This window comes from Embleya sp. NPDC008237 (assembly GCF_042956465.1).
Classification (GTDB): Bacteria; Actinomycetota; Actinomycetes; order Streptomycetales; family Streptomycetaceae; genus Embleya.
In genome coordinates, this window is sequence record NZ_JBIBGL010000022.1 from 77,000 (window position 1) to 99,977 (window position 22,978).

Genomic DNA, 22,978 nt, shown 5'->3' on the forward strand with positions numbered 1-22,978 from the left:
GCCCGGGTGTATACCGATCCGCCGGTCGGCCGGCTCGTGCTCGGCATCGCCGCCGCGATCCGGGCGAGCGGCCGCCGATGCCCGTGCTGTCGACCGCTCGCCGAGCGCTGGGTCACCGTGCCGCGACTTGCACTGCTCATGGTGTGCGCACACGGCAACGGGCAATGGCGTGCCCGCTGGTGGGTCGAGAGACCCGGCCGGTGGTCCGCCAACGCGCACCTGGCCCGCGCGTTGAGCGCGCGCGTACCTGCGGTTCCGTGAGGCACGGCAGCACGGAAGCGGGCCGACAGGACGGCACAGCGGGCGACGAGACATCGGCGGCGACCACGGCGGGGCCACGTCCACGTACCTTGGGGCGGGCGCCGCGTGCCGCGGCGCCCGCACTGGAGCGCTCTACCCGATGACCCGAAGGAGCCGGTTCGGCGACCCGGCACCCGCACTCGTGATCCGGTCCGGCGTGGCCGCTCCGATCAACGCCGCCTGTACCTCTGCCGGCGTCGCGGCGGGATGCGCGGACAGATATATCGCCGCCGCACCGCTGACATGCGGTGTCGCCATGGAGGTCCCACTGGCCGTCCGCGTCGCGGTGTCACCGTCCTTCCACGCCGAGACGATGCTCGTCCCGGGCGCGAACAGGTCCGTACAACTGCCGTAGTTCGAGGTGGACGCCCGCCGATCGGAGGCGTCCGAGTTCTGCACCGTGATCGCCTCGGGGAGCCGACCCGGCGAGTAGTCACAAGCGTTCGCGCCGTCGTTGCCCGCGCCCGCGACGTAGGCGACCCCCGCTGCAATCGACCTGCGGAACGCCGCGTCCTTGGCCGCGCTCAGCCCACCGCGAATGCTCACGTTGGCCACGGCCGGCTTCGTCGCGTGTGCCGTCACCCAGTCGACGCCCTGGATCAGCTGAGACGTGCTGCCCGTGTTCGCGCAACCGATCACCCGCACCGCGACCATCTTGACCTGTTTCGCGATGCCGTAGTCACGGCCGCCGAGAATCCCCGCGACGTGGGTCCCGTGGCCGTTGCAGTCGAGTCCGTTGTTGCCGTCGCCCACGGCGTCGAATCCGACACTCGCCCGCCCCTCGAATTGTCGATGCGACACCCGGATGCCGGTGTCGATCACGTAGGCGGTCACGTTCGCCGCACCGTTGGGGTAGGTGTAGCTGCGATCGAGCGGCAGCTTCGGCTGGTCCACGCGATCCAGACCCCACGACGGCGGATCGCTCTGCGTGTCGGTGATCTCCTCCACACCGTCCTGCTCCACGAACGCGACCCGCGGGTCCGCCGCGACCCGGCGCGCCTGGCTCTCGCTCATGTCGGCGGCGTACCCCGACAACGCGGAACCGTACGTCTGCCGCACCCTGCCGCCGTACGACCCGGCCAACGCGGCGGAGCGCTCGTGTGCGTCCGCCGCGGTGTGTGCGCCTTCCCGAAGAACCACGATGTAGCGACCCGGAATGGGGTGGGCTGCGGCCACGATGTGGCCCTCACGGGCCGAGGGCGGGGATGGCACGATGCCGGCCTGCGCCGAGGCGGCACCGGGAACCGCGATCAAAACACACGCCGCGGCCAGGGCGGCGGTCGTGAGCCTGCCGTGTATTCGTCTGAACACCTTTGCTCCCAAGGAGAGTTCGAGTCACGTCGCGACGACGCGGATCGGTTCTACTCCCGGGATCGCTCGATCGTGGCCGGCCTTCGCCACTGGCGACATCAGGCCGGGCTGCGGAAGTGGCGGCCCGTTTCATGGGTGGTTCGGCGCTGCCTCGGCCCGGAGTGGCGGCACAAATCGTGGTCGGCGGGCGGGGTCCCCGCCCGCCGACCATGCGAGGCGGCGAATGGGCGGCCAGGGCCTGTGAGAGCCCCCGCCCCCCGTGCGCGACGCCGGGTCCGGTGGGGGCTACATCCGCCACTCCTGGCTCGGCGCGCCGTTGCAGTCGAGGATGACCAGGCGTGTTCCGTTGCCGATGGTGGGTGCCGTCAGACAGCGGTTGGCGGTGGTGTTGCGGATGCGGTAGATCGCGTAGCGGTGGATGTCCCAGGAGGTGACCTCGACGACCCAGCGCTGGACGGCGCGGCGGGTGTCGCACGGCTGCTGGACGAGCGCGGCACCAGGTGCCGTCGAACCATTTTCGAGATCCAGACACATGCGCGAGTGGGTGGCCACCAACTGGGAGGCGTAGCCGTCCGGCAGGGTGCGGGCGTACCAATCCTGGTGGGGGCCGGACACGAAGTCCCACAGCCAGACCGGCACTCCGGAGGCGGTGGATGCGTACCACACGTCCATGACTCTGCCGCTCAGCGGGTTGCTCACCGGGCGGGTCATCGACCACTCCTGGGCGCTCTTGGCGGCGCACGGTGCCTGGTACAGGAACGCGCCTTCCGGGCGGGTGTCGGCGGTTTCGAGGCACAGGTGGCTGTTGTCGTTGACGAAGCGGTACAGCGGCCGGCCCCAGCCGTCGTAGCGGACGACGAACGGCTCCCAGGCCTGGCTGGAGCCGTTGTGACACGGGGCCTGCCGGACCCGTGCGCCGGGGGCGCGGCTGCCGCCCTCGACGTCCATGCACATGCGGCTGTGCGAGGCCGTGATCTGCCACGTGTAGGGGTTCGAGGGGCGTGGGAGGAACTGCCAGCGCTGGTTCTGCCCGCCGTGGAAGGGCCAGAGCCGCACCCCGGCGCCGGAGGCCGGCGACGAGTTCTCCACTTCCGCGACCACGCTGGAGCCGGGGCTCCCGAGATAGCCGGCGGTGGCCCAGAGCGGCTGGTCGGCCGCGGAGGCGGGGGGCGCGCCCGCCGTCGTCATCAGGGCGAGGAGCATGGCCATCAGTGCCGCCCACAGGCAGGCGGAGCGCGGTGCGCGACGCCTCCGCCACAGTTGTTCGTTCATCGACCGTTCCTTCGGCGAGGGGCCGCCGAAAGCGGCCCGTTCGGAGGAGACGTGGCCCGGCGAAGCAGAATCTCTCAAGGTCCGCCGGAACTTTTTTCCGGGCTCTTCTGCCTTCACCGAGTGAATCTGCCCAAGCGCTGCCGGGAACTCTCCGATCGATCGTGTTCGAAGCCGGATGACCAGGGCTGCTGCTGTTGCGGGGCCAAGGATGACGGCCGCGATCACGAACCTGGGAGAACAGCGCGGACTGATGATCGGCAACCAGGTCCTCCCCTGCCGCCTCGATCCACCCCGGCGGGACGACGGGGTGAACCGGGACATGCAGGCGATGGCGACGGCAACCGCCGCAAGCGCAAGGGCTGTTCTCGTTCGTCACGCGAACCTCCGGCGGGGGAGGCCGGTTGCCCGTGCACGGGTCAGTCCGGCTCGCCCGGCTGGATCCTGTCCGCGATGGCTTCCACCTGTCGGTCGGCCAACAGGTCCATGGTCTCCGGCAGTTGCGGCTTGATGTCCCGGCGCAGCAGGTCCGTGCCGGTCGTCGCCGGGTCCGCGACTTCGCCGGCCGCCACGCGGCGCAGCGTGTGGCCAGGGGTCGGCGGCGGCGAGTCCCGCGTGGAGCGGCGTGAGGGGGGCGCGCCGGCTGCGGTCCCCAGCCGGAGCAGGACGGTGCCGACGAGCTTGTCCTCGGGGCAGTAGCCCCATTTTTTGGAGTCGACCGAGCCCGGCCTCTCGCCCAGGAGGACGAGCATGCCCGGCGGCACGTGAATGCCGGGGCATCGGCCTGCCCAGTCCGGTACGGGCTCTCCGGCGACGGCGGCGATGCGTTTGATGTACCACGCGTCGGGTGTGGCGCCCGCGGGCGGACTCCAGCCGTACTCGGGGTGGGGCGCGACGACGACGGCCAGCCGACCGGTGGCGACCCGGCGTCCGCCGCGAAGCATCAGCACCCGGTCGCCCGGCATGAGGGTCGGCGACATGCTGTAGCCGCGAACGGTCACCGCGACCAACCGCCCACGTGCCGACGACAGGGCTGCGGCGGACAGGAGCACGCCGGCGAGGGCGAGGAGCCTTCGGGCCGCGGTGGTCACCGGACGATCTCCTCGTAGCCTTCGGCCTGCGTGGTGAAGAGCTCGGCATAGACGCCGTCGATGGCCATGAGCTGTTCGTGGGTGCCGCTCTCGTGCACGGTGCCGTCGGCGATGACGACGATGGCGTCCGCGGCGCGGACGGTGTTGAGACGGTGGGAGACCAGGATGCTCGTCGCACCTCGGCGCAGTGTGGTCAGCCGGTCGTGGACGTGGCGTTCGGCGACCGCGTCGAGGCCGGTGCCGGGTTCGTCGAGAATCATCAGGTCGCGTTCGGAACGCATCAGGGCCCGGGCGAGGGCCAGGCGCTGCCACTGGCCGCCGGACAACTGGACGCCGGGGGTGAAGTCTTCGGTGTCGTCGGGAAAGAACACCCGGCTGAGCATGGTGTCGTAGCCCTGCGGGAGGCGGGCAAGGGCGGTGTGGATGTCCGCGTCGGCGGCGGCGGCGTGGATGCGCTCGTCGTCGTCGAGGGAGCCGAGGTCGCCGAGGCCGATGTTCTCCTTGGCGGTGAGGTCGTACTCCATCGGGTCCTGGAAGACGACGCTGACCCGCCGGCGCAGCCGGTCCGCGGGGATGTCCTTGAGGTCGATGCCGTCCCAGTGGATGCTGCCTCGCTGCGGGTCGTAGAGGCGGCACAGCAGTTTGACGAGGGTGCTCTTGCCGGCCCCGTTGAGACCGACGACGGCGAGGCTGGTGCCGTGCGGGACGGTCAGGGTGACGCCGCGGAGGATCCACGGTCCGTCGTCGGTGTAGCGGAACCAGACATCCCGGATTTCCAGGCCGCGGCTCAGGGGCGGGGGTGTGATCGGGTTCGCCGGTGGGGGGAGGTCGTCGCGGACCCCGGTGACATGCCGGTAGTGGCTGAACAACAGGGCCGTCTGGTGGCTCTGGGCGATGCACCCCACCAGGCCGACCAGTGCCGTCTGCATGCCGGCCGAGGCGGCGACGAGAAGGGACACGTCACCGGCGGTGAGGGCGTGCGCGGCGGCTTGATGCACGCCCCAGACGAGTGCGCCGGTGGAGATGCCGGCTCCGAGGACGGCGAGGGCCGTCTCGTAGCCGGCGAGGCGGCGGTCGAGGCGCTCCTCCTGCCGGTTGATGTTGTCGAGATCGGTACGCATGCGCCGTGCGAAGTAGTCGCCGAGGTCGTAGAGGCGGATCTCTTTCGCCGCTTGCGTGTCGGTGAGGAGTCCCCGGTAGAAGATCTGGCGGCGGGCCAGGTTGCTGGTGCGCCAGAACATGTCCGCGCGATGGCGGCTGTTGGCCAGGTGGGCGAACAGGGCCGGGACGGCCGCGGCGACGAGGATGGCGGCCAACGTGGGACTGACGAGCAGGAGACTGCCCAGGAAGCCGGCCATGGTGAGCACGCCCTGCGCGCCCTGGAGTGTCGCGGCGACGAGCCGGTCGGCTCCCTGCGCGCTTTGGATGGCGAGTTGCACGCGGTTCTGGAAGGTCGGCGTTTCGAGCTTGGACAGGCCGCTGAGTCGGTTGACGGCGGCGAGCAGGTCGCTCTGGGCCTGGGTGGAGGTGGCGCGACGAATGCGGCCGTCGGCGTAGGAGGAGATGGCCGAGCCGGCGGCGAGGAGGACGGTGAGCAGGCCGATGCCACATGCGGCCCGGTAGAGGTCCCGGGTGCGGAAGTCGTTCGCGGCGAGGCCGTCGACCACGTACTTGAGCAGCCAGGAGGCGGCCACCGGGGCCGCGCCCGCGACGGCCACGGTGGCGATGCGGACGGCGAGCGCCCCGGGGCAGGCTCGGATGGTCAGGGCCAGCACTGCGGCGAGGCCCCGCAGGTATTCGGCCGTACGGGCGGCGAATGCGCGGTACGTGGACGTCCCGGTCATGCGGAGAGGTAGTCGAGGGCGGGCAGCGAGCCTTGGCCGATACCTGTCTCCGTGACGGTCCCGTCGGCGTCGAGGAGGACGAAGCTGGGGTGGTGACGTACGCCGAAGGCGCGAGCGACGGGACCGTTCGGGGGCTCGGTGGCGACGAGTTCGGTAAGCGGGCCGACCGCTTCGATCAGCGGATCGGCATCGGGGGCCGCTGCGCTGATGACGGCGACGAGGCGCGCGCCCGACGGAGTATTCGCCTGAGCCCACCGCTCGATCACGGGGAGGCTGTTCCTGGTCGGCCCGCAGTCGGGACGCAGGAAGCAGATGAGGGCGGGGTGCCCGGCCAGGGCGGACTCGGTGACGTCGCCTCGGGGAGTGTGCAAGGTGAACGCGGGGGTGTGGTCGCCCACTTGCACGGCGAGGACCGGCGGGCCCGGGGCCGTGGCCGGAGCGTGGGCGGCCGAGGTCGAGGCGGTTATCGTCGCGCGCCAGCCTCTGACGATCGCGAGGGTGAAGAGGGCGTTGACGAGGGCGGCCGCGGCGAGAACGGCGAGGCCGGCAACGGCGTGGTTCACGTGTGGTCGTCCTTTCAGCGTCGGCCGCTGCGGGCGGAGAAGAAGAAGGCGATGTCGTCGGTGAAGACGGCGAGCGTGGTGAGATATGCGGCGCTCCCGACGGCGAGCGCGAGCGCGGGGGCGTCGAGGGGCGTGGTCGTGCCGTGCGCGACGGCGACGGCGCCGCCGAGGATGGCCAACACGGTGAGTGTGGCGTTGCGGGCGACGTGCCAGGGGCCCATGGGCACGGTCGTCCTGCTGCCGAAGCACGGGCAGGCGGCCCGGCTGCCGCGGCGCATGGTGGTGACGGCCACGGCGCTGAACGCCGCGCACAGGACCGCGGCGAGGGCCAGGCCCGCGGTCAGCGTCGCGGGCAGCGCCAGGAGCACGGCGGCGGCGAGCTCGGCCGCGGGGACCAGGAGGGTGAGAGCGGGCCGGGCTGCGGCCGGCAGAAAGGCGAAGTCGCCCAGTGCCGTGGCGAATCGGTCGCGGTCGCGCAACTTGGCGAGGCCGGCCACGGCCAGCACGCAGATCAGGGTCAGGCGGCAGATGAGCAGCAGGTCCGACAAATGTGGCTCCGGGAGAGTGGGCGCGAGAATGCGGGGCGGGCCGCACGCGGCCCGCCCCGCAACTGTCAGCAGTAGTCGAAGCTGCCGCAGCTGACCCCGCACCTGGGCGTGATACAGCAGCGACGGCACCGCTGGCCGTTGGCGGTCCACTCGGTCCAGCAGTCCGTCGGGCAGCCGGCCTCGGCGTCCGCCTTGGGCAGAATCCGCTCGATCAGGCGGCCGGCACCGGCCTTGAGTGTGCGCATGGTTCTCCTCATTGTGTGTGGATGAACGTGCGTAATCCACGGTGTGACCTCACGGCCGCACCGGGGTTCAGGACGCCGCAGGCACCGGTTGACGGCCGTCGGCGGAAGGGGCGGCGAGTACGCCGCCTCGGTAGCTGAGGATCGTGGGGAAGCCGGGAACGCGCAGGGCCCGGAACAGCGGTGACGCCTCGGGCTCCGGGACGACCTCGTCCGCCGGCCCGACGAGTTCGGCGATCAGGCCGCTCTCACCGGCTTCGGCACCCATCACCAGCGCCACGACCCGGCCGCCCGCTTCCCGGACCCGGTCGGCCCGTTCGGCGAACTCGGGGACCTTGCCGATGCAGGACGGACAGTCATGGGAGAAGACCCCCAGCAGCAACTCCCCCGCACCGACGTCCTCCCGGGTCAGGGTCCGGCCGCTGATCCCGGTGGCGGTGAAGTCCGGCAGACGGTCGCCCGGTTGCGGACCCTGGGCGCTGAAGTCGGCTCGCCTGCGCACGACTTCGAGCTCCTGCCAACGGCGCAGAATGACGATGAGCAGTGCGAGGTTGAGCAGGACGACGATGCCGACGAGCACTAAACCGGCAATGACGTAAGGCAAGTTCGACCCCCTGACGCGGTTGCACAGGGGGCCAGTGTGCAAGCGGTAGCTGTCGGTGTCTATCCACAATGCGAGACTCCTTTGACATCTCCCGCGACCGCGCATATGGAGCACGCGGAAGCGCTACGCCGGCCCACCCCGACGCACCTGCTCGACCACGTCCCCGGGAACACCCCGCATCGGCGGCACCACCGCGGGGCCGTTGCCGTCAAGGGCGAAGCGTCGGCCGCGTACCGCCGATGCCCGCCGCGTCTCGAGGTTCCCCCGCGGTTCCTCGAGCTGCTCCGCGACCCGGGACGGCACGGTGCCGCCACGGCCGTCGCGTGCGAGCGGACCGTGCCGAGCACCGTCAACACGACTCTTGACGTCGGGCGTCAGCGTCGGGAGACCTCCGCGAGTGCTCGCCCGTGGGGTCTTGACAGTTCGAGCCCGTGCGGCTTGCCGTAGCTCGACGCACGCGCCCGCGGCCCCGTGCGCGACCCGGAACGGACCGTATGCGCGACCCGGAACGAACCGTGCCGTCCCCGACGCCGGCACGACCACCTCCCGACGCACGGTGCGGGTGGCGTGCCAGTCCCCACCGGACCTGTCGAACGTCACGGTGCAGCCGTCCGGCGTGACCTCGATGGGGATGCGCCGGGTGGTGCGTCGGATGAGCACGGCATTCGGCGCAGCGGAGTCCGTCGGCGCAGGGCTCGGTTGCCAAGTCGCTTCGTATTGGGCACTATCCACGTCATGACTACACGAAAGGGCGGTCAGCCCTCCGGTCGGTGACCGGCTCGTGGTGGGAGCGCGACGACGGTGTCGCCTGCGATCATCCCATCCTTCTCGACCACGCGCTTGCCCTCCGCGACCGCTACGGACATGGTCCGTGGCCGGGGTTCGGCGATCCTCTTCCCGACGCCCGCCCCGGCGGTTCCCGCCCCGTCATCGTCGGCGGCGGTGAAGACGCCCTGGTGAGGCGCGATCACGACGGCCAGGATTCCGTTCATCCTACGGGGATCGAACTCGCCGACCGTTTCGAGGACTTGCTCCGCACTCCGGATCCCGTCCGCAGTGGCAGGTTGCGGGACCTCCACGACCTCCTCGCCACCTGCTCGCCGATCGACGTCGCGGACGAGCTCGGCGCCGAAGTCCGCCGTCGCTGCTTGCCGTCCGGTGGCCTGCGCCGGTTGGGCCGGGAGTTGGCGGAACGCGGCACCTGTCGAGCCCCGGTGAAGATCGGCCTGGTACTCCTGGGCCTGGGCGGGGACATGCGCGACCGCGAACTGCTCCTCCTGCTGGGAACCTTGGACGAACTCACCCTGTACGCCGCCGTCGCACTCCACCGCTCCCAACCAGACGGGGACCAAGCCGTCCACACGTTGGCTCGACGTGTCGCCGGCTGGGGACGCATCCACGCGGTCCGCATGCTGCGCGGCACCACCGACCCCGGCATCAGGGCCTGGCTGCTCCGCGAGGGCTTCCGCAACGCCATCATGGACGAGTACCTGGCTCACATCGCCGCGACCACCGGCGACCTGCATGGTGCCCTGAGCAATCCGGAGATCGACACCTCGCTGATGAACGGCGCGAGCGGCATTCTCGCTGCGCTCGCCGCGAGCCAGGGCGGTCCGGCACCCGGCTTGGCCGACTACCCGGACGCCGTCCCCGTGCTGCGTCGCCACGCCGACCTGGTCCAGGCCCGGACGCCCACCCTCGCCATGCTGCGTGACCTGATCAGCATCACCGTCTTCTTCCGCCACCCGCCCCAGGACCTGCCCTGGACGCCTGCCGACATCCGGTACCTGACCGCACGCCACGAGGCATTGCTCCACGAACCCCGATGGTCGGCGCTTGTCCTGGATCACCTGGCCGACCCCCGCCGGCCCGACTTCCACCTCGCCCTGGGACCCGCCGAGTTCCTGAGCCTGCGCCCGACGGCGCAAGCCCTGGCGCGCCTGGAAACCGGACCGTCCCTGCTCGACCCGACCTGGATCCACGCCCTGCGCAACGGGGACGGCGAGCAGGCCGCACACATCCTCGCCTTGGCCGAACAACGCCTGGCCACCACGCCCCAACCCGAACGCGACCATGCCCTCCTGCTCTTCGCGCACTTCCTGCGCCACCATCCCGAACACGGCCGGCCCCTGCTGAAGTCCGCACTCACGTCCGGCACGCCCGAAGTACGCCAGGCCGCGCTCACCACCCTCGCCGGGTGGCCCACCGACCTTCTCGACTCCGACGCCGCCGAACACCCCCACGGCGCCCGGACACATCGGCAGGACAAGCCCCGAGAGACGAGCCCATGACCGCAATTCCGCACCGTCTGGCGCCCTACGCCTCTCTGCCCGACCGCTACGGAGAACAGCAGGTCGCGGCATCGACCGTCGACGCCCACGGACGCGTCGTCACACTGCTCGTCCCACCGGACGCGACATGCAACCATCGTGTGCCCCCGGAGCAGCACCGGCCCTGTGACGCACTGATCGTGCTCATGGACGGCAGCGACGTCCATGAAGTGCACCTGCCGGACCTCCACCTGCGCTTCCCCAGGATCGACTCGCTGGGCAGCGGTTTCGTCCTCGCCGCCGCACGCTGCCGCATGCCCTCCGGACCACCGGCGGCCACTTTCGAAGCCCTCGAAAAAGAAATCCCCCACAATGCACTCATCGTGGACAGCGACGGCACACCGCTGACGACCTTCCACGCGGGTGACGATGTCCAGCACCTGCTCACGGACAGGCACGACAACATCTGGACCGGCTACGGCGACGAGGCCCTCGTCTGCGCGCAACTCCCCGCGAACCTGCGCCGCGCTCGCAGCTGCGCGACCACGCCTCGGCCCGCGCCGCGGACGACCATGCCGATGCCCGGTCTCGTCCGCTGGACCCGTGACGGCTCTCCCGCCTGGTACGCGACGCTCGACCCCATCAGCCCTGGCACCTGGACCGATTGTTATGCCGTCAACGTCGGGTCGGACCGGACCTGGGCCTACCCCTACACCGGCTTCCCCCTCGTGGAGATCGACGCCACCGGCATCCGCTGGACCCGACGGACACCGATCCCGTTCGCGTCCGCCGTGCTGGTCGGCGGCGACAACGTCGCCTTCCTCGCCGCCGGCACCGGGCCGCGCAAGATCCCGGGCCACTACACCGTCACGCTCACCCAAGGCCGGAACGGCCCCCTCGAGACCGTGGCATCAGCCCCGCTCCGGCTCCCGGACGGAACGCGGCCCACCACATGGGCTCGCCGCACGGTCTGCCGCGACGATCAGGCCTGGCTGCAGTTTCCGGACCACCGCACCTGGTACCACATCGAACTCTGACCACCGGTATGCCGGGCGCAACCCGGCGTCGGCGTTGACAAGGGAACGTCCCCGCGGTCGCGGGGCCGACTCGACTCCGGGCGCGGACACCTTGATCGGCCGTCAGGGCCTTTCGATGCGATGTCGTCCGGTGCGATACCCGGATGGCGAAGGTGCGCCATTGCGTCCGCTGCTCTCCTGGCGTCGCCGACCATGCCGGCGCAGACGAGATTTCACCCGGTGCGCGGGAACGAAGGAGGGTTCCGGCGCCGCAGCGCGGACCGCCGCGGCCGGCGCGTCGGCGGGATGTCGTCGGGCGAGTTCCACCCTGGCCGGCGCATGCCAACTCAAGCCCCGCCGCTGCGCCGCAACCGCGACCACCAGTGGCGGTGGGTGGGCGGGCGGTGTCCAACACCGGCAGCTACATGCTGACGATGTACGTGTCCCTCCTCGTCCTGCACACCGACGGCTCGGCGATCGATCCCGGCGACGGGTAATGCGCGCTGATTCGCCGCAGCAACGGGCTCGAGGTCGGCGCGGTCCCGATGGCGACGCCGGAGAGCTCCCCCGCGGTCGCCGACGGCCGCATCGGTGCCGGGATCACCCGCGGTGAACAACCTGGCCGCGGCGTGCGCCGGTTCCTGTTGCGGCGTCAGCGCATCGGGGTCCGGCAAGGTCGTCAAGCGATCGGTACGCCATGCATGTGCCACGTGCCGGCGGGTAGTCCTGCGTTGCCTTCGGACTCCACCGGACTCCACGGGCGAACCGGTCCTACGAACGAACAACGGGAGAAATCCATCATGGCCGCACAGAGCGACGTCGTCGAACTGATCCTCGAGGACCACCGGCGGATGGAGGACCTTTTCCGGCGCATGCGCAGCGTCGAGGCCGACCGGGCCGCCGCGCTGGCCGAGTTCGCCGACCTGCTCATCGCGCACGGTCTCGCGGAGGAAGCCGAGGTCTATCCGGCACTCAAGCGCTACAAGCACATCGACGACGAGGAAGTCGAACACGGCGAGGAGGAGCACGAAGAAGGCAACAGGGCGCTTCTCGCCCTCCTCGATGTCGACCGGGTCGGCTCGGACGAGTGGGACGAGAAGCTGGAGGAACTGGTCGAGAAGGTCACCCACCACGCCGACGAGGAGGAGCGCACCATCCTCAACGGCGCCCGAGAGAACGTCGCCATGGACCGCCGCGAGGAACTCGGCACCGCGTTCGTCCAGGCACGTGGCAAGTACCTCGAGGCAAACTGCGGAGCCATCGACAACGTCCGGTCGATCGTGGACGGCAAGTAGGGTCGTGCGCCGCCTGGTGCCGCGTCCAGTTGAGATCAGCAGGAGCTCCGGCTGAGGCGTTGAGCCGGATCATCGCGGCGCGGAGATGGAGGCCGGTGGGGTAGCTTTCGGGGGTCTGGTCGTATCTCGTGGCGATGCCGCGCCAGGCCTTGGGTTTGTTGATCAGGCGCTCGATTCTCGAGGAAACCCTCGAACCGTCCTGCTTCGGGGCCACTCGGAATCGCACACCACGCACCGCGCACCGCGCACGAACTTCATCACCAGGTAGGTGAGTTCGGCCGGGCCGTCCGGCCCCGGACCCGAGTACCGACCGGACGAGCCGAAGGAGTACTCCGGTCCTGGGACCGGAGGACGATGTGCGCCGAGGCCCGGGTTCTTAGCTTGGGCGCCATGCCAAACGCGACCCCGCGTGTATCGCGGGCCATCCCCGACCACCCGTCCGATCAACCGAGTCAGCCGCTTTCGCGGGCAGTCCGGCAGGTGCTGCGTACCTTCGTGCCCCTCGTGCTGTGCGTGGGTGCGGCCGCCGGCGGGATCGGCACCGCATATGCGGGATCGGTGACCGACACCAACCCCCCGGCCACCGCGTCGGTCTTCGCCGGCGTCGCCGCGTCCGCCGGCCCGGAGGGCGCCGCGGCCGCGGCGTTCGGCTCCCCCGAGGCGGCCCTGGGCCGGGTGGCCCACCCGCTGCGCACCACCGAGCCACGCGGCGGCCTGGCCGATCTGCGTCCGTTCGGCCGCATGGTCGGCGACGCCCGGGTGGTGGGCCTGGGCGAGTCCACCCACAGCTCGCACGAGTTCCTCACCGTCAAGCACCGGGTCCTGCGGTACCTGGTCGAGGAGAAGGGTTTTCGGGCCTTCGCCCTCGAAGCCGCGTGGAGCACCGGAGTGCGGCTCGACGCCTACGTCCTGCGCGGCGAGGGCGACTTGAAGCAGATCATGGACGAGGAGTTCCAGGGCTCCTACCGGTTGTGGAACAACGCCGAGTACCGCGATCTGCTCCAGTGGATGCGCGCGTACAACGCCGAGCACCCGAAGGACCCGGTGCGCTTCGTCGGCGACGACAACGGGTTCGCCGGTGCCCAGCTGTACGACAAGGTGGGCGCATACGCGGCCGCGGCCCGCCCCGAACTCGTCCCGCAGCTCACCGAGCTGTACCGGGGCCTGCGGCCCGCCACCGACGCCGACACGTACATCAACGAGTACCTGTCCAAGCCGATCGCCGAACGCAGGGAAATCGCCGAACGCACGGGCCGGGCGGTGGAACTGCTCAAGCAAAGGCCCGGCACGGGCACCGACGCCGACGCGCATGCCTGGGCCGTCCAGCACGCCACCGCGATCCACCAGATGACCACGCTGTACGCCTTCGACTTGGACGACCCCCGAAGCATCCCCGACGCCATGACCTACCGCGACCGGAGCATGGCGGACAACGTCGCCTGGTGGCAGCGGCAGACCGGCGACAGGATCGTGCTCGCCGCCCACAACACCCATGTCGCCCTCGACACCTACGCCCCCGCCACTCACCCGAAGGTCCAGGGCGCCTTCCTCCGCGAGCGGTTGGGCAGCGGATACCTGAGTGTCGGACTCACCTTCGACCGGGGCTCGTTCAACGCCTTCGGCCGGGACGGCGGCGTCCACCGCTTCACCGTCGGCCCGGCCGCACCCGGCACCGCCGAGCACACCCTCGACCGGGTGCGCTACCGCGACTTCGTGGTCGACCTGCGCAACACTCCGACGGAAGCCCGCGCCTGGCTGGCCGAGCCGCACACCATCAAGAACATCGGCGCCACCTACCCCGGGATCGCGGACGCCCCGCAGATCCGACTCGCGAAGACACACGACGTCGTGATCCACCTCCGGCAAGTGAACGCGGCCGGCATGCTCAACTAGTGCCGCGCCCGGCAACGTTTGCCCCGTCGCGGTGTTCGGTGCGGTGCATCGGCGTGCCGCCGGAACGTTCTCGTACTGGAGTACTCGGACGTTTCGGCGGGGCGGCGAGGTGCCGTGCCGGGCGCCGCGACGGGGTGAACGTTGCCGGGCGCGGCACTAGCGCGTATCGGGTCGCGATCGATCTGTGGGATTCGTCGCCGAGGCGGTCCTGAGCTGGCGGATCGTCGTGTTGTGACGCGAGAGCAACTGACGGACGTGGAGCGGGAGTTCATCGGGCCGTACCTGCCTATCGGTGGGTTCGGTCCGTATCCCGAGCGGCTGCGGCAGCAGTTCGAGGGCGTGATCTGGAAGTTTCGGACGGGTGCGCAGTGGCGGGAGATGCCGGAGCGGTTCGGTGCGTGGCCGACCGTGCACAACCGTTTTCGACAGTGGCGGGACGCCGGTGTCTTCGAGGCCCTGTTGGAGGGCCTGATCGCGGAGGCCGCGAAGCAGGGCGTGGTGGACCTGTCGTTGGTGAGCGTGGATTCGACCACCGTCCGGGCGCACCACGACGCCGCCGGGATGCATCTCGATCCCGCCACGCTCACCACCCTGGAGAAGGCGGCCGCCAAGGAGGGGAAGGCCCGGAAAAAGGGGGGCAGGCCGGGGGAACAAGACGGGAACGGAGCCGGAATCGATCCGAAGCGGGAGGAACGACGACGTGTCCGGCGCCGACACAAGGTCCGACTGAGGGTTGCTCTGCTCGGGCGATCGAGGGGCGGGCAGTCCTCCAAGATCCACCTCGCCTGCGACCGGAACTGCCGCCCGTTGGCGTTCGTCCTGACCGCGGGACAGACCGCCGACAGCCCGCAGTTCGTCCCCGTCCTCGGGAGGATACGGGTCCGCGGGCCCGTCGGGCGTCCCCGCACCCGACCCGACGCGGTCGCCGGGTACAAAGCCTACTCGTCCCGCGCCAACCGCGCCCACCTGCGGAAACGCCGCATCAAGGTGGTCATCCCGGAGAAGAGCGACCAGGCCGCCAACCGCAAGAGGAAAGGCAGCGGCGGCGGCCGGCCCGTCGGCCACGACGCCGACCTCTAAAGGGAAGGGAACACCGTCGAGCGCCTCATCAACGAGCTCAAGGCCTGGCGCGGAATCGCTACCAGATACGACAAAATCCCCCAGAGTTACCTCGCCGCCCTCCACCTTCGCGCCGCCATGATCTGGGTCAACGCCCTCAGCCGGAGCACCCGTTGATCTCAACTGGATACGCGCCCTAGACCGTCCGGTTCCGGCGCCCGACCGCGCCATCATCCCCACCACAACCACCCCGCCTCGAACGAGGCCACGAGCCCGGGGCACCCCGGCGGCGCAGCGGCGGACGCCGTCGGCGGCGCGGGCCGGGGCGCACGGTTCCACCATGGGTGCACCGGAGGCGGTTCGCTCGGTGTGGATCGGATCGGCAAGGACAGCCACCGACCCCGGTGTGCGGTGTGAACCGCATTGCCGGTCGAGGATGTTCGTGTGCCCTTGACTCCGCCGTGCGCCCGGATACGGGAAGAGCGGCGCGGTGACCGCCTCCGGGCGTCGGCCGGCGTGGCCGTGCACCGGCCGTCACCCGGCCGGCCGTCCGGCCCACCCGGCAACCCACATTCGCGACCACGGATACCCACCTCGCGCCCGGGGTAGCAGCCGCTCATGAACCTGGCGACGTGGGCCGACCGGGCCTTGGACCGCACCGTTGTCCTGGGCTACGGCACCCCCGGCTACCACCTGCGCCGCCGGCTGCCGGGCTGGCCCGAGGACGGCGGCCGCATGGACGGCCGCGTCGTGCTGGTCACCGGCGCCGCGTCGGGGATCGGGCTGGAGGCCGCCGTCGGCTTTGCCCGGCTGGGCGCCTCCGTCCGCGTCCTGGGCCGAAATCAGGAGCGGGCCGACGACGCGGCGCGCCGGGTCCGCGAACACGTCGGCCCCGCTGTCGGCGGGGCAGCCGAGGCCGATCTGCGGCCCGTCGCCTGCGACATCAGCTCCCTGGCCCAATTGCGGTCCTTCACCGAGCAGTTCCTCCGCGACGAAGCACGGCTGGACGTGCTGGTCAACAACGCCGGCGTCATGCCCGACCAGCGCACCTACAGCGTCGACGGCGTCGAATTGACCTTCGCCACCCACGTCCTGGCCCCCTGGGTACTCACCGAGGCGCTCCTGCCGGTGCTGCGGGCCGCGGCTCCCTCGCGCGTCCTCAACGTCACCTCCGGAGGTCAGTACGGCCAACGGCTTCCCGCCGGGGACCCGGAGTCGGCCGACACCCGCTACACGCCCAAGAAGATCTACGCCCGGACCAAGCGCGCCCAAGTGGTGCTGACGCAGCAGTGGGCGGAGCGGCTGCGCGATGCGGGCGTACACGTGCACGCGGTGCACCCCGGCTGGGCCGACACTCCCGGGGTGCGTAGCTGGATGCCGGTGTTCCGCACCCTCACCCGCCCCGTCATCCGCACACCCGCCCAGGGCGCCGACACCGTGGTCTGGCTCGGCCACGCCCCCGAAGCGGTCCGCACGACCGGGCTCCTGTGGCACGACCGTCGACCGCGTCCCGCGACGTACGCCCTCGGGGCCCGGCCCGACGGCGCCGCGGCCCGCCGCGAGCTGTGGGACTACGTTTCCCGACTGGCCGCCGCACCGACGCCGCCGACCACGGAGTAGCCGGCGATGGCACCCGTTCGCCCGCTTCGCGGCGACGGCGAGGACCCCGCCCACGCCGGCCACCGGGGCACGGCGCCCCCGTGGGCGGGCTCGACGCCCGCCCGCCCGCGCACGCGGCGACGGTGCCGGGTCAGCTGCTCGGCAGGGTGCCGCGGACGACGCTGTCGCCGGAGTGCTGGGGCGAGCCGTTGTACTGCTGGAGGGACACGTCGACGACGGGGTAGCCGGCCAGGTCGAGGGTCGGCGGGAGGTCGAAGGTGGCTTCCCCGTGGGCGGGGAGCATGCCGACGGCGATCATTTTCTGCGCGTCGCGGTCCAGCAGCCAGACCTCGTAGAAGCCGGGCTGCGGGGCGAGGCCGGAGACGCGTACGACCAGGCGCCGGCCGGTCTCGCCACCGGTGTCGAGGACTGCGTCGCCGACCGCCCGGTGCGCGGGCAGCGGCTCGAGGCGGGTCGCGGCGGTGACCTGCATGGGCGGGCTCTCGTCGTCGCGGGCGGCCCACAGAGTGCCGCCGATGCCGACCGCGGCACCGATCAGCGCCGCCGAGGCGGCAAGGGCCAGTGAGGTCCGGAGCCTGAACCACCGTTCCCTGGGCGCGGTGGCGCCGTTCGAGGGGGTGGGCGCGCTGCCGGGCAGGTGCGTGGCGCCGGTCGCCCTCGGGGCGAAGTCGTCCTCGCCGTGCCGCGCGGAACCCCTGTCGCCGCCGAGACTTGTGGAAGCTTCGGATCGTCCGTCGCCGGCTGCCGGGGGCCCCGGTTCGCCGGCCAGTTCGTCGTTGATGCGCTGCCACAGCCCGGGCGGCGGAGGGGTCGGTTCGTCGTCGGGGTGCACGTCGCGGCCGAGGCGCGCCGCGGCTTGGAGGCGGTCGAGTTCCGCGCGGCAGACGGGGCAGGCGGCGATGTGTGCGCGGTCGGTTTCGGGCACCGGCTCGCCGAGTGCCGCGAGCGCGAGCGTCGTCGGGTCACTGTGATTCATCGTCCACCTCCTCCAAGCGGTCGCGCAGGCGGCCGAGGCCGCGTCTGATGTGGCTCTTGACCGTGCCGAGCGGAAGGGCGAGCCGCGCGGCGATCTGAGTGTGTGTCAGGTCGCCGAAGAACGCCATCTCGAGGATGCGCCGCTGCGGCTGGCCCAGGCGGGAGAGTTCGTCGGCGACGACCACCCGTTCGACGACGTCCGCGTCGTACGACGGATCGGCGGCGGGTTCGGCGTCGGTCGGGTCGGCCCGGCGCGCGCGGGCGGCGTACGCGTCGGCGATGCGATGCCGGGCGATGCCGACCAGCCAGCCTGCCAGGGACCCGGCCTCGGGGCGGTACGTGGCCCGCCCGCGCCAGGCGGAGACGAACACCTGCTGGGTGACGTCCTCGGCCTCGGCGTGGTCGCCGAGTGCGCGCACGCACACGGTGAACACCAGTCCGCCCCACCGCCGGTAGGTCTCGGCGAACGCCGCCTGCTGCCCGGCCGCGAAGGCCTTGGCGACGTCGGCGTCGTCGAGCGCTTCCACGCTCGCCACTGTACTGGCCAGGACCGCGGATCCGGGGAAGGCCGTGCGTGGGGTCATGTCGGCTCCGGCACTGCCGTGACGATCAGGTTGGCCTGGTAGCCCCCGGCCGAGCGGTCGTAGGCGCCGCCACACGTGACCAGCACCAGTTGCGCGGGCCCGTCGCGCCGGAAGATCCCGGTGGCCGCGAGCCCGCCCTTGGGGACCGTCTCGACCCGCGTCACCCGGTACGTGAGCACCGCCGCGGCGCCGCGCTCGACCGTGACGCGGTCGCCCGGGGCGCCGCGCTCCAGCTTCGCGAACCGCCCCAGGCGTCCGTCCGCGGTGTCGACGTGCCCGATCAGGACGGCGGACCCGGTGGCGGAGCCCGGTGCCGGTCCGAAGCGGTACCAGCCGACCGTCCCGCCGTCCGGCGGTATCTCCGCCTGACCGTCCGGTCGTACGCCCACCGGCACCACGCGAGCGGACAGCCCGAGCGACGCCACACGTACCGCCGTGGGTGCCTCCGGCGCCGCGGTGCCGGATTCCGACCCCGCGCCCGCCGGAGCGATCGACGCCTCGGTCGGCGGGACGGACGACGTGGTGGGCGCCGGTGGCGCAAGCGGCTCCGGGGGTGCGCCGGCAGATCCGCAGGCCGCGCACGCGGTCACGGCGACACCGGCAACGACCGGTCGCCATGCCGGAATCCGCGTGCGCCGCCGAGCGGGCGGGGCCGGGAAGCCGGCCATCGGCACGGGGTCCGCCGGCGGCACCCGGCGCCGATGCGGATCACGCAGCACGACAACCTCCAATCCAGGGCGACATCACGGCCGGGACGGTCCCGCCGTGATGTCGGCCCCTTGCCTGTCGGATGTCCGTCGCACGGGCGTCAGCGCCGCGCGGTGGCGAGGCGATACCCGCCGGCCGCGAGTCCGAGCGCCGCGGCCGCGCCCAGGCCGATCGCCCATGCGGGCGTACCGGAGCCGCCTTCCGCACCGGAGTGCGCCGCCGCGCCGGACTCGCCGGCCGGGACGCCGCCGGGCGCGGAATGCAGGCCCGAGATCGTCTGGGTCTTCAGCGCGAGGCTCTTGTCGTTCGCGCCGCCGTAGGCGTACACGATCGTGTTGGTGCCCTCGGCGAGGTTCAGGTCGGCCGGGCCGAGCGCCACCGTGGAGGTTCCGGCGAGTGTCACGTCGGCCTTGACGGTGCCGGCAGCGACGTCGGCCTTGGCCTCCTTGGGGTTCGTCAGGTTGGTGAACACCGGTGTGCCGTCGGCGCGGACGTCGACGGCCGGAGCCGCGGCGACGTGCCGGACGGTCACGCGGGCCTTGCCGGCCGCGATCGGCGTCGTGTCGTTGACGAACGCGGACAGCATCGGCGTGCCGTCCGGCCCCAGGTGCGCGACCAGGGTTGCGTTGGCGCCGGCGGGGACGTCGACCGTCTTCTGCAGCGCCGGTGTCCCGGCCGGACCCTCGTTGTCCTTGAACACCTTGACCTCGTAGCTGCCCGCCGGGAGCTGCTGCGGGTCGGTGAGGGTGCCGGGCTTGAAGTCGGGCAGCAACTGCCGACCATTCGCGTACACGTCCACGGTCGGCCCGGGGATGCCGTGCAGGACCGAGACGGTCGCCGTGTCGGCGGCGTGCGCGGGCGCCGTACCGAAGGCGACCGACGACGCGCACAACACGCCGACGCCGAGCGCGGCGGCGGCCCGCCGCCGCGCCATCGGTCGACTGCCGCGGCCGTCGCCACGCCCGACATCGCGACCGGGAGCGACGCTGTCGCGGGTGATCGGGATCCTCTCTTTCGTGTCCATCAGAAACTCCAGATCTCGTCCGTGCAGAACCCTTCACCCCTCCTTCCGCGCTCGCCCCCGGAGCGGATGCGCCCGAACCGCAACTTTCCGGTCCACCGGGCGGAAAGACCGCCCGCGCGCAAAACTCGACGAAATTTCCGGCCCGGCAGTGCATCCGCAGCGCCCTCACGACCCGAACTGTGGGCGAGCGTCGCGATACGCACGACCCTCGGGGACGGAGAAGTCATGCCTGAACACCGCAGTCCGGTATCCGCCGGCCCGATCACCCCGGCCGCAAGGCCCCGGCGGTGACGCGGCCCCGGCCGCGCGTCGCGGTCATCGGCGCCGGAGTGTCCGGCCTCACCGCCGCCTATGTCCTCCAACGCCGCTACGACGTCTGGCTGTTCGAATCCGACGACCGGCTCGGCGGGCACGCCCACACGCACGACATCCCAGCGGACCACGGCGGGACGGTGCCGGTGGACACGGGCTTCCTGGTGCACAACGAACGCACCTACCCGCACCTGATCAGGCTCTTCGCCGAGTTGGGCGTGCGGACCCAGGACGCGGAGATGTCGATGAGCGTGCGCTGCGAGGGCTGCGGTCTGGAGTACGCGGGCGCGCGGCGCGTCGACGGCCTGTTCGCGCAGCGGTCGAACAGCGTCAACGTCCGCTACCTGCGCATGCTCGGCGAGGTCGTCCGCTTCCACCGCCGGGCCCGGGCCCTGCTCGCCCGGGAGCCCCGCGGTTCCGACGGCCACCCGACTCTGGGCGAGTTCCTGGCCGACGGCTTCTCGCCCTACTTCGTCGACCACTTCGTCATGCCGCTGGTCTCGTCGGTCTGGTCGACAGGCACGCGCGGCAGCCGCGAATACCCGGCCGCGTACCTGTTCGCGTTCCTCGCCAACCACGGCATGCTGGCCGTGGGCGGCTCACCGTCCTGGCGAACGGTGCAGGGCGGGTCCCGCACCTACGTCGACCGCGCGGCCAAGGGCCTGGCGTCGGTGAACGCGGCAACGCCGGTCCGGGCGGTGCGCAGGACCGAGACGGGCGCCGAAGTCCGCGACGACGCGGACCGTGTGCACGAGTTCGACGCCGTGGTCCTCGCGACGCACGCCGACGATGCGCTGCGGCTGCTCGCGGATCCCCTCCCCTCGGAACGCAGAGTGCTCGGGGCGTTCCGGTACACGCGCAACGAGGCCTGCCTGCATACCGATCCCTCCCTCCTGCCCCGCGCGCCCGCGGCGCACGCCTCGTGGAACTACCTCAAGACCGCCTGCGAGGGCGGCGTCGATCGCGACCGGGTCCTGGTCACCTACGACGTCAGCCGGCTGATGCGTCTGGACGAGCCGCACCGATACCTGGTGACCCTCGGCGCGACCGACCGCCCCGCCCCCGCAGCGGTCCTGGCCCGCATGACGTATGCGCACCCGGTCTTCACCCCCGCCTCCTTCACCGCGCAGCGGCAACTTCCGCTGCTCAACGCCGGGCGCACCGCTTTCGCCGGGGCCTACCACGGATGGGGGTTCCACGAGGACGGCTGCGCGTCGGGCGTCCGCGCGGCGGCCGCACTGGGGGTGGCGTGGTGACGACGACGAGCCCACGCGCCTGCGCCGCGAGCACGGGGACGGCGCTTTACCGCACCGAAGTGGTCCACACCCGGCTGCGGCAGCCGCGGCGACGGTTCCGCAACCAGGGCTACACCTGGCTCGTCGACCTCGACGCACCCGTCCGACTCCCCCGGCTGCTGCGGTCGTTCGCCCGCTTCGACGCCCGCGACCACATCGGTGACCCGACCCGCACGATCCGCGCCAACATGACGTCCTGGCTCGCCGACCAGGGCGTGGACCTGTCGGGGGGACGGATCCTGATGTTGGCGAACGCGCGCGTCCTCGGCTACGTCTTCAACCCTTTGACGCTCTACTGGTGCCACCATCGGGACGGGCGGCTCGCCTGCGTGGTCGCCGAGGTGCACAACACCTACGGCGAACGCCACCGCTACCTGCTGCACCCGGGTCGGGACGGCCACGCCCGGACCGACAAGGCCTTCTACGTCTCGCCCTTCCTGACCGTCGAAGGCCACTACGACATCCGCGCGCCGGAGCCCGGCGACCGCTTCGACGTCTGCGTCACGCTCCACCAAGGCGGCCGCGTGGTGTTCACCGCACAGTGGCGGGGGCGGCGCGTCCCCGCCACCCCCGCCCGGTTCGCCGCCCTGCTGATCCGCTTCCCTCTGTTGCCGCATCGGGTAACGGCCGGCATCCGGGCACAGGGCCTGTGGCTGTGGCTGCGCGGAGTGCCCGTGGTACCCCGGGCAGCGTCCGGCTGCCCCCGAACCGAACACAATCGACGAGGTACACGATGATGTCTGCCCTCAACCGCACCCTCGGCGCCGCCACCACCGCGTACGGCGTCGCGATCCTCCTGCGCCCCCAGTGGCTCGCCCGCCCATGCGGCCTGCCGACCGCGCCGGACGGCTCGGCCACCGCCGACACGGCGCCGCTGATCAGGATGGTCGGCGCCCGCGACGCGGTCATCGGCGTCGCCATCACGTGCGCCACCGGCGACCGCGCGCGCCGCGTGGCCACCTGGTGCCGCATCGGATGCGACATCGGCGACGCGGCGATCCTGGGCGCGTGCCTGCCCTCCAAGGCGCACCGCGCCAAGGCCGCATCCATCGCCTTGGCCTGGGCCGCGCTCAACGCCTACAGCCTCGGCGGGGCCGAAACATGCCGCGGCGCCCGCTGACCCCCCGATGGGCCAAATGGTCGTCAGCGGGCCGC

22 protein-coding genes and 2 pseudogenes are annotated in these 22,978 nt (G+C 71.6%); 10 read left to right on the forward strand and 14 right to left on the reverse strand.

Annotation, left to right across the window (positions count from 1 at the left end):
• The first annotated feature begins 6 nt into the window (after positions 1-6).
• Positions 7-261: a hypothetical protein gene (locus ACFZBU_RS41065; protein WP_391588885.1), complete on the forward strand. Its 255-nt coding sequence runs from the start codon at positions 7-9 to the stop codon at positions 259-261.
• Positions 262-393: 132 nt separating this feature from the next.
• On the opposite strand, the gene ACFZBU_RS41070 is transcribed toward ACFZBU_RS41065, so the two are convergent.
• From ACFZBU_RS41070 to ACFZBU_RS41110, 9 genes are all read right to left on the reverse strand, one after another.
• The gene (locus ACFZBU_RS41070) at positions 394-1,611 is read right to left on the reverse strand and encodes a S8 family peptidase (protein ID WP_391588886.1); all 1,218 of its coding nucleotides are present in this window, start codon (positions 1,609-1,611) and stop codon (positions 394-396) included.
• A 285-nt stretch (positions 1,612-1,896) separates the two neighbouring features.
• On the reverse strand, positions 1,897-2,883 hold the full coding sequence (locus tag ACFZBU_RS41075; protein ID WP_391588887.1) for an RICIN domain-containing protein: 987 nt from the start codon (positions 2,881-2,883) through the stop codon (positions 1,897-1,899).
• Between the two features lie 416 nt (positions 2,884-3,299).
• Positions 3,300-3,971, reverse strand: coding sequence for a S26 family signal peptidase (locus ACFZBU_RS41080; RefSeq protein WP_391588888.1), 672 nt, complete (start codon positions 3,969-3,971; stop codon positions 3,300-3,302).
• Positions 3,968-5,815 carry an ABC transporter ATP-binding protein gene (locus tag ACFZBU_RS41085; RefSeq protein ID WP_391588889.1) on the reverse strand — a complete coding sequence of 616 codons (1,848 nt, stop codon included), beginning with the start codon at positions 5,813-5,815 and terminating at the stop codon, positions 3,968-3,970. Before ACFZBU_RS41085 ends, ACFZBU_RS41080 begins: the two co-directional genes overlap by 4 nt.
• Positions 5,812-6,378 carry a TlpA family protein disulfide reductase gene (locus ACFZBU_RS41090; RefSeq protein ID WP_391588890.1) on the reverse strand — a complete coding sequence of 189 codons (567 nt, stop codon included), beginning with the start codon at positions 6,376-6,378 and terminating at the stop codon, positions 5,812-5,814. The genes ACFZBU_RS41085 and ACFZBU_RS41090 overlap by 4 nt, the downstream gene beginning before the upstream one ends.
• A 14-nt stretch (positions 6,379-6,392) precedes the next feature.
• Positions 6,393-6,926, reverse strand: coding sequence for a MauE/DoxX family redox-associated membrane protein (locus ACFZBU_RS41095; protein WP_391588891.1), 534 nt, complete (start codon positions 6,924-6,926; stop codon positions 6,393-6,395).
• A 65-nt stretch (positions 6,927-6,991) separates the two neighbouring features.
• Positions 6,992-7,171 (reverse strand): hypothetical protein, encoded by a 180-nt coding sequence (locus tag ACFZBU_RS41100; protein ID WP_391588892.1) that lies wholly within the window; start codon positions 7,169-7,171, stop codon positions 6,992-6,994.
• A 67-nt stretch (positions 7,172-7,238) separates the two neighbouring features.
• Complete coding sequence (locus tag ACFZBU_RS41105; RefSeq protein ID WP_391588893.1) at positions 7,239-7,772, reverse strand: redoxin domain-containing protein; 534 nt, start codon at positions 7,770-7,772, stop codon at positions 7,239-7,241.
• 755 nt (positions 7,773-8,527) lie between these two features.
• Entirely contained in the window at positions 8,528-8,851 is a 324-nt protein-coding gene (locus tag ACFZBU_RS41110) for a hypothetical protein (RefSeq protein WP_391588894.1), read from the reverse strand.
• Between ACFZBU_RS41110 and ACFZBU_RS41115 the strand changes: the two genes are divergently transcribed.
• The 3 genes from ACFZBU_RS41115 to ACFZBU_RS41125 all read left to right on the forward strand — a co-directional run bounded on the left by ACFZBU_RS41115 (position 8,837) and on the right by ACFZBU_RS41125 (position 12,353).
• The gene (locus tag ACFZBU_RS41115; RefSeq protein WP_391588895.1) at positions 8,837-10,063 is read left to right on the forward strand and encodes a hypothetical protein; all 1,227 of its coding nucleotides are present in this window, start codon (positions 8,837-8,839) and stop codon (positions 10,061-10,063) included. The two genes, ACFZBU_RS41110 and ACFZBU_RS41115, sit on opposite strands and share 15 nt — an antisense overlap.
• Positions 10,060-11,079 (forward strand): hypothetical protein, encoded by a 1,020-nt coding sequence (locus ACFZBU_RS41120; protein ID WP_391588896.1) that lies wholly within the window; start codon positions 10,060-10,062, stop codon positions 11,077-11,079. Before ACFZBU_RS41115 ends, ACFZBU_RS41120 begins: the two co-directional genes overlap by 4 nt.
• A 779-nt stretch (positions 11,080-11,858) precedes the next feature.
• Complete coding sequence (locus tag ACFZBU_RS41125; protein WP_391588897.1) at positions 11,859-12,353, forward strand: hemerythrin domain-containing protein; 495 nt, start codon at positions 11,859-11,861, stop codon at positions 12,351-12,353.
• Positions 12,354-12,420: 67 nt separating this feature from the next.
• Here ACFZBU_RS41125 and ACFZBU_RS41130 read toward each other — a convergent pair.
• A pseudogene (locus tag ACFZBU_RS41130) lies at positions 12,421-12,528 on the reverse strand (IS5/IS1182 family transposase); the annotation flags it as partial.
• Between the two features lie 305 nt (positions 12,529-12,833).
• Here ACFZBU_RS41130 and ACFZBU_RS41135 point away from each other — a divergent pair.
• The 3 genes and pseudogenes from ACFZBU_RS41135 to ACFZBU_RS41145 all read left to right on the forward strand — a co-directional run bounded on the left by ACFZBU_RS41135 (position 12,834) and on the right by ACFZBU_RS41145 (position 16,925).
• Positions 12,834-14,246: an erythromycin esterase family protein gene (locus tag ACFZBU_RS41135; protein WP_391588898.1), complete on the forward strand. Its 1,413-nt coding sequence runs from the start codon at positions 12,834-12,836 to the stop codon at positions 14,244-14,246.
• Positions 14,247-14,477: 231 nt separating this feature from the next.
• Positions 14,478-15,482 (forward strand): annotated as a pseudogene (locus ACFZBU_RS41140) (IS5 family transposase).
• Positions 15,483-15,923: 441 nt separating this feature from the next.
• Positions 15,924-16,925 carry an SDR family NAD(P)-dependent oxidoreductase gene (locus tag ACFZBU_RS41145; protein ID WP_391588899.1) on the forward strand — a complete coding sequence of 334 codons (1,002 nt, stop codon included), beginning with the start codon at positions 15,924-15,926 and terminating at the stop codon, positions 16,923-16,925.
• 130 nt (positions 16,926-17,055) lie between these two features.
• Here the strand turns inward: ACFZBU_RS41145 and ACFZBU_RS41150 are convergent, their stop codons facing one another.
• From ACFZBU_RS41150 to ACFZBU_RS41165, 4 genes are all read right to left on the reverse strand, one after another.
• Positions 17,056-17,901, reverse strand: a complete 846-nt coding sequence (locus ACFZBU_RS41150) for an anti-sigma factor (RefSeq protein WP_391588900.1) — start codon at positions 17,899-17,901, stop codon at positions 17,056-17,058.
• Positions 17,888-18,484 carry a sigma-70 family RNA polymerase sigma factor gene (locus ACFZBU_RS41155; protein WP_391588901.1) on the reverse strand — a complete coding sequence of 199 codons (597 nt, stop codon included), beginning with the start codon at positions 18,482-18,484 and terminating at the stop codon, positions 17,888-17,890. Before ACFZBU_RS41155 ends, ACFZBU_RS41150 begins: the two co-directional genes overlap by 14 nt.
• Positions 18,481-18,909 carry a class F sortase gene (locus tag ACFZBU_RS41160; protein WP_391588902.1) on the reverse strand — a complete coding sequence of 143 codons (429 nt, stop codon included), beginning with the start codon at positions 18,907-18,909 and terminating at the stop codon, positions 18,481-18,483. The genes ACFZBU_RS41155 and ACFZBU_RS41160 overlap by 4 nt, the downstream gene beginning before the upstream one ends.
• Before the next feature lie 383 nt (positions 18,910-19,292).
• The gene (locus ACFZBU_RS41165; protein ID WP_391588951.1) at positions 19,293-20,126 is read right to left on the reverse strand and encodes a DUF4397 domain-containing protein; all 834 of its coding nucleotides are present in this window, start codon (positions 20,124-20,126) and stop codon (positions 19,293-19,295) included.
• 377 nt (positions 20,127-20,503) lie between these two features.
• Here ACFZBU_RS41165 and ACFZBU_RS41170 point away from each other — a divergent pair, with 377 nt between their 5' ends.
• Genes ACFZBU_RS41170 through ACFZBU_RS41180 form a run of 3 tightly spaced genes read left to right on the forward strand, consistent with a single transcriptional unit; the run spans position 20,504 to position 22,943 of the window.
• Positions 20,504-21,784, forward strand: coding sequence for an NAD(P)/FAD-dependent oxidoreductase (locus ACFZBU_RS41170; RefSeq protein WP_391588903.1), 1,281 nt, complete (start codon positions 20,504-20,506; stop codon positions 21,782-21,784).
• Positions 21,781-22,560 carry a DUF1365 domain-containing protein gene (locus tag ACFZBU_RS41175; RefSeq protein WP_391588904.1) on the forward strand — a complete coding sequence of 260 codons (780 nt, stop codon included), beginning with the start codon at positions 21,781-21,783 and terminating at the stop codon, positions 22,558-22,560. Before ACFZBU_RS41170 ends, ACFZBU_RS41175 begins: the two co-directional genes overlap by 4 nt.
• The gene (locus tag ACFZBU_RS41180) at positions 22,560-22,943 is read left to right on the forward strand and encodes a DUF4267 domain-containing protein (protein WP_391588905.1); all 384 of its coding nucleotides are present in this window, start codon (positions 22,560-22,562) and stop codon (positions 22,941-22,943) included. The genes ACFZBU_RS41175 and ACFZBU_RS41180 overlap by 1 nt, the downstream gene beginning before the upstream one ends.
• Positions 22,944-22,978: the final 35 nt, after the last annotated feature.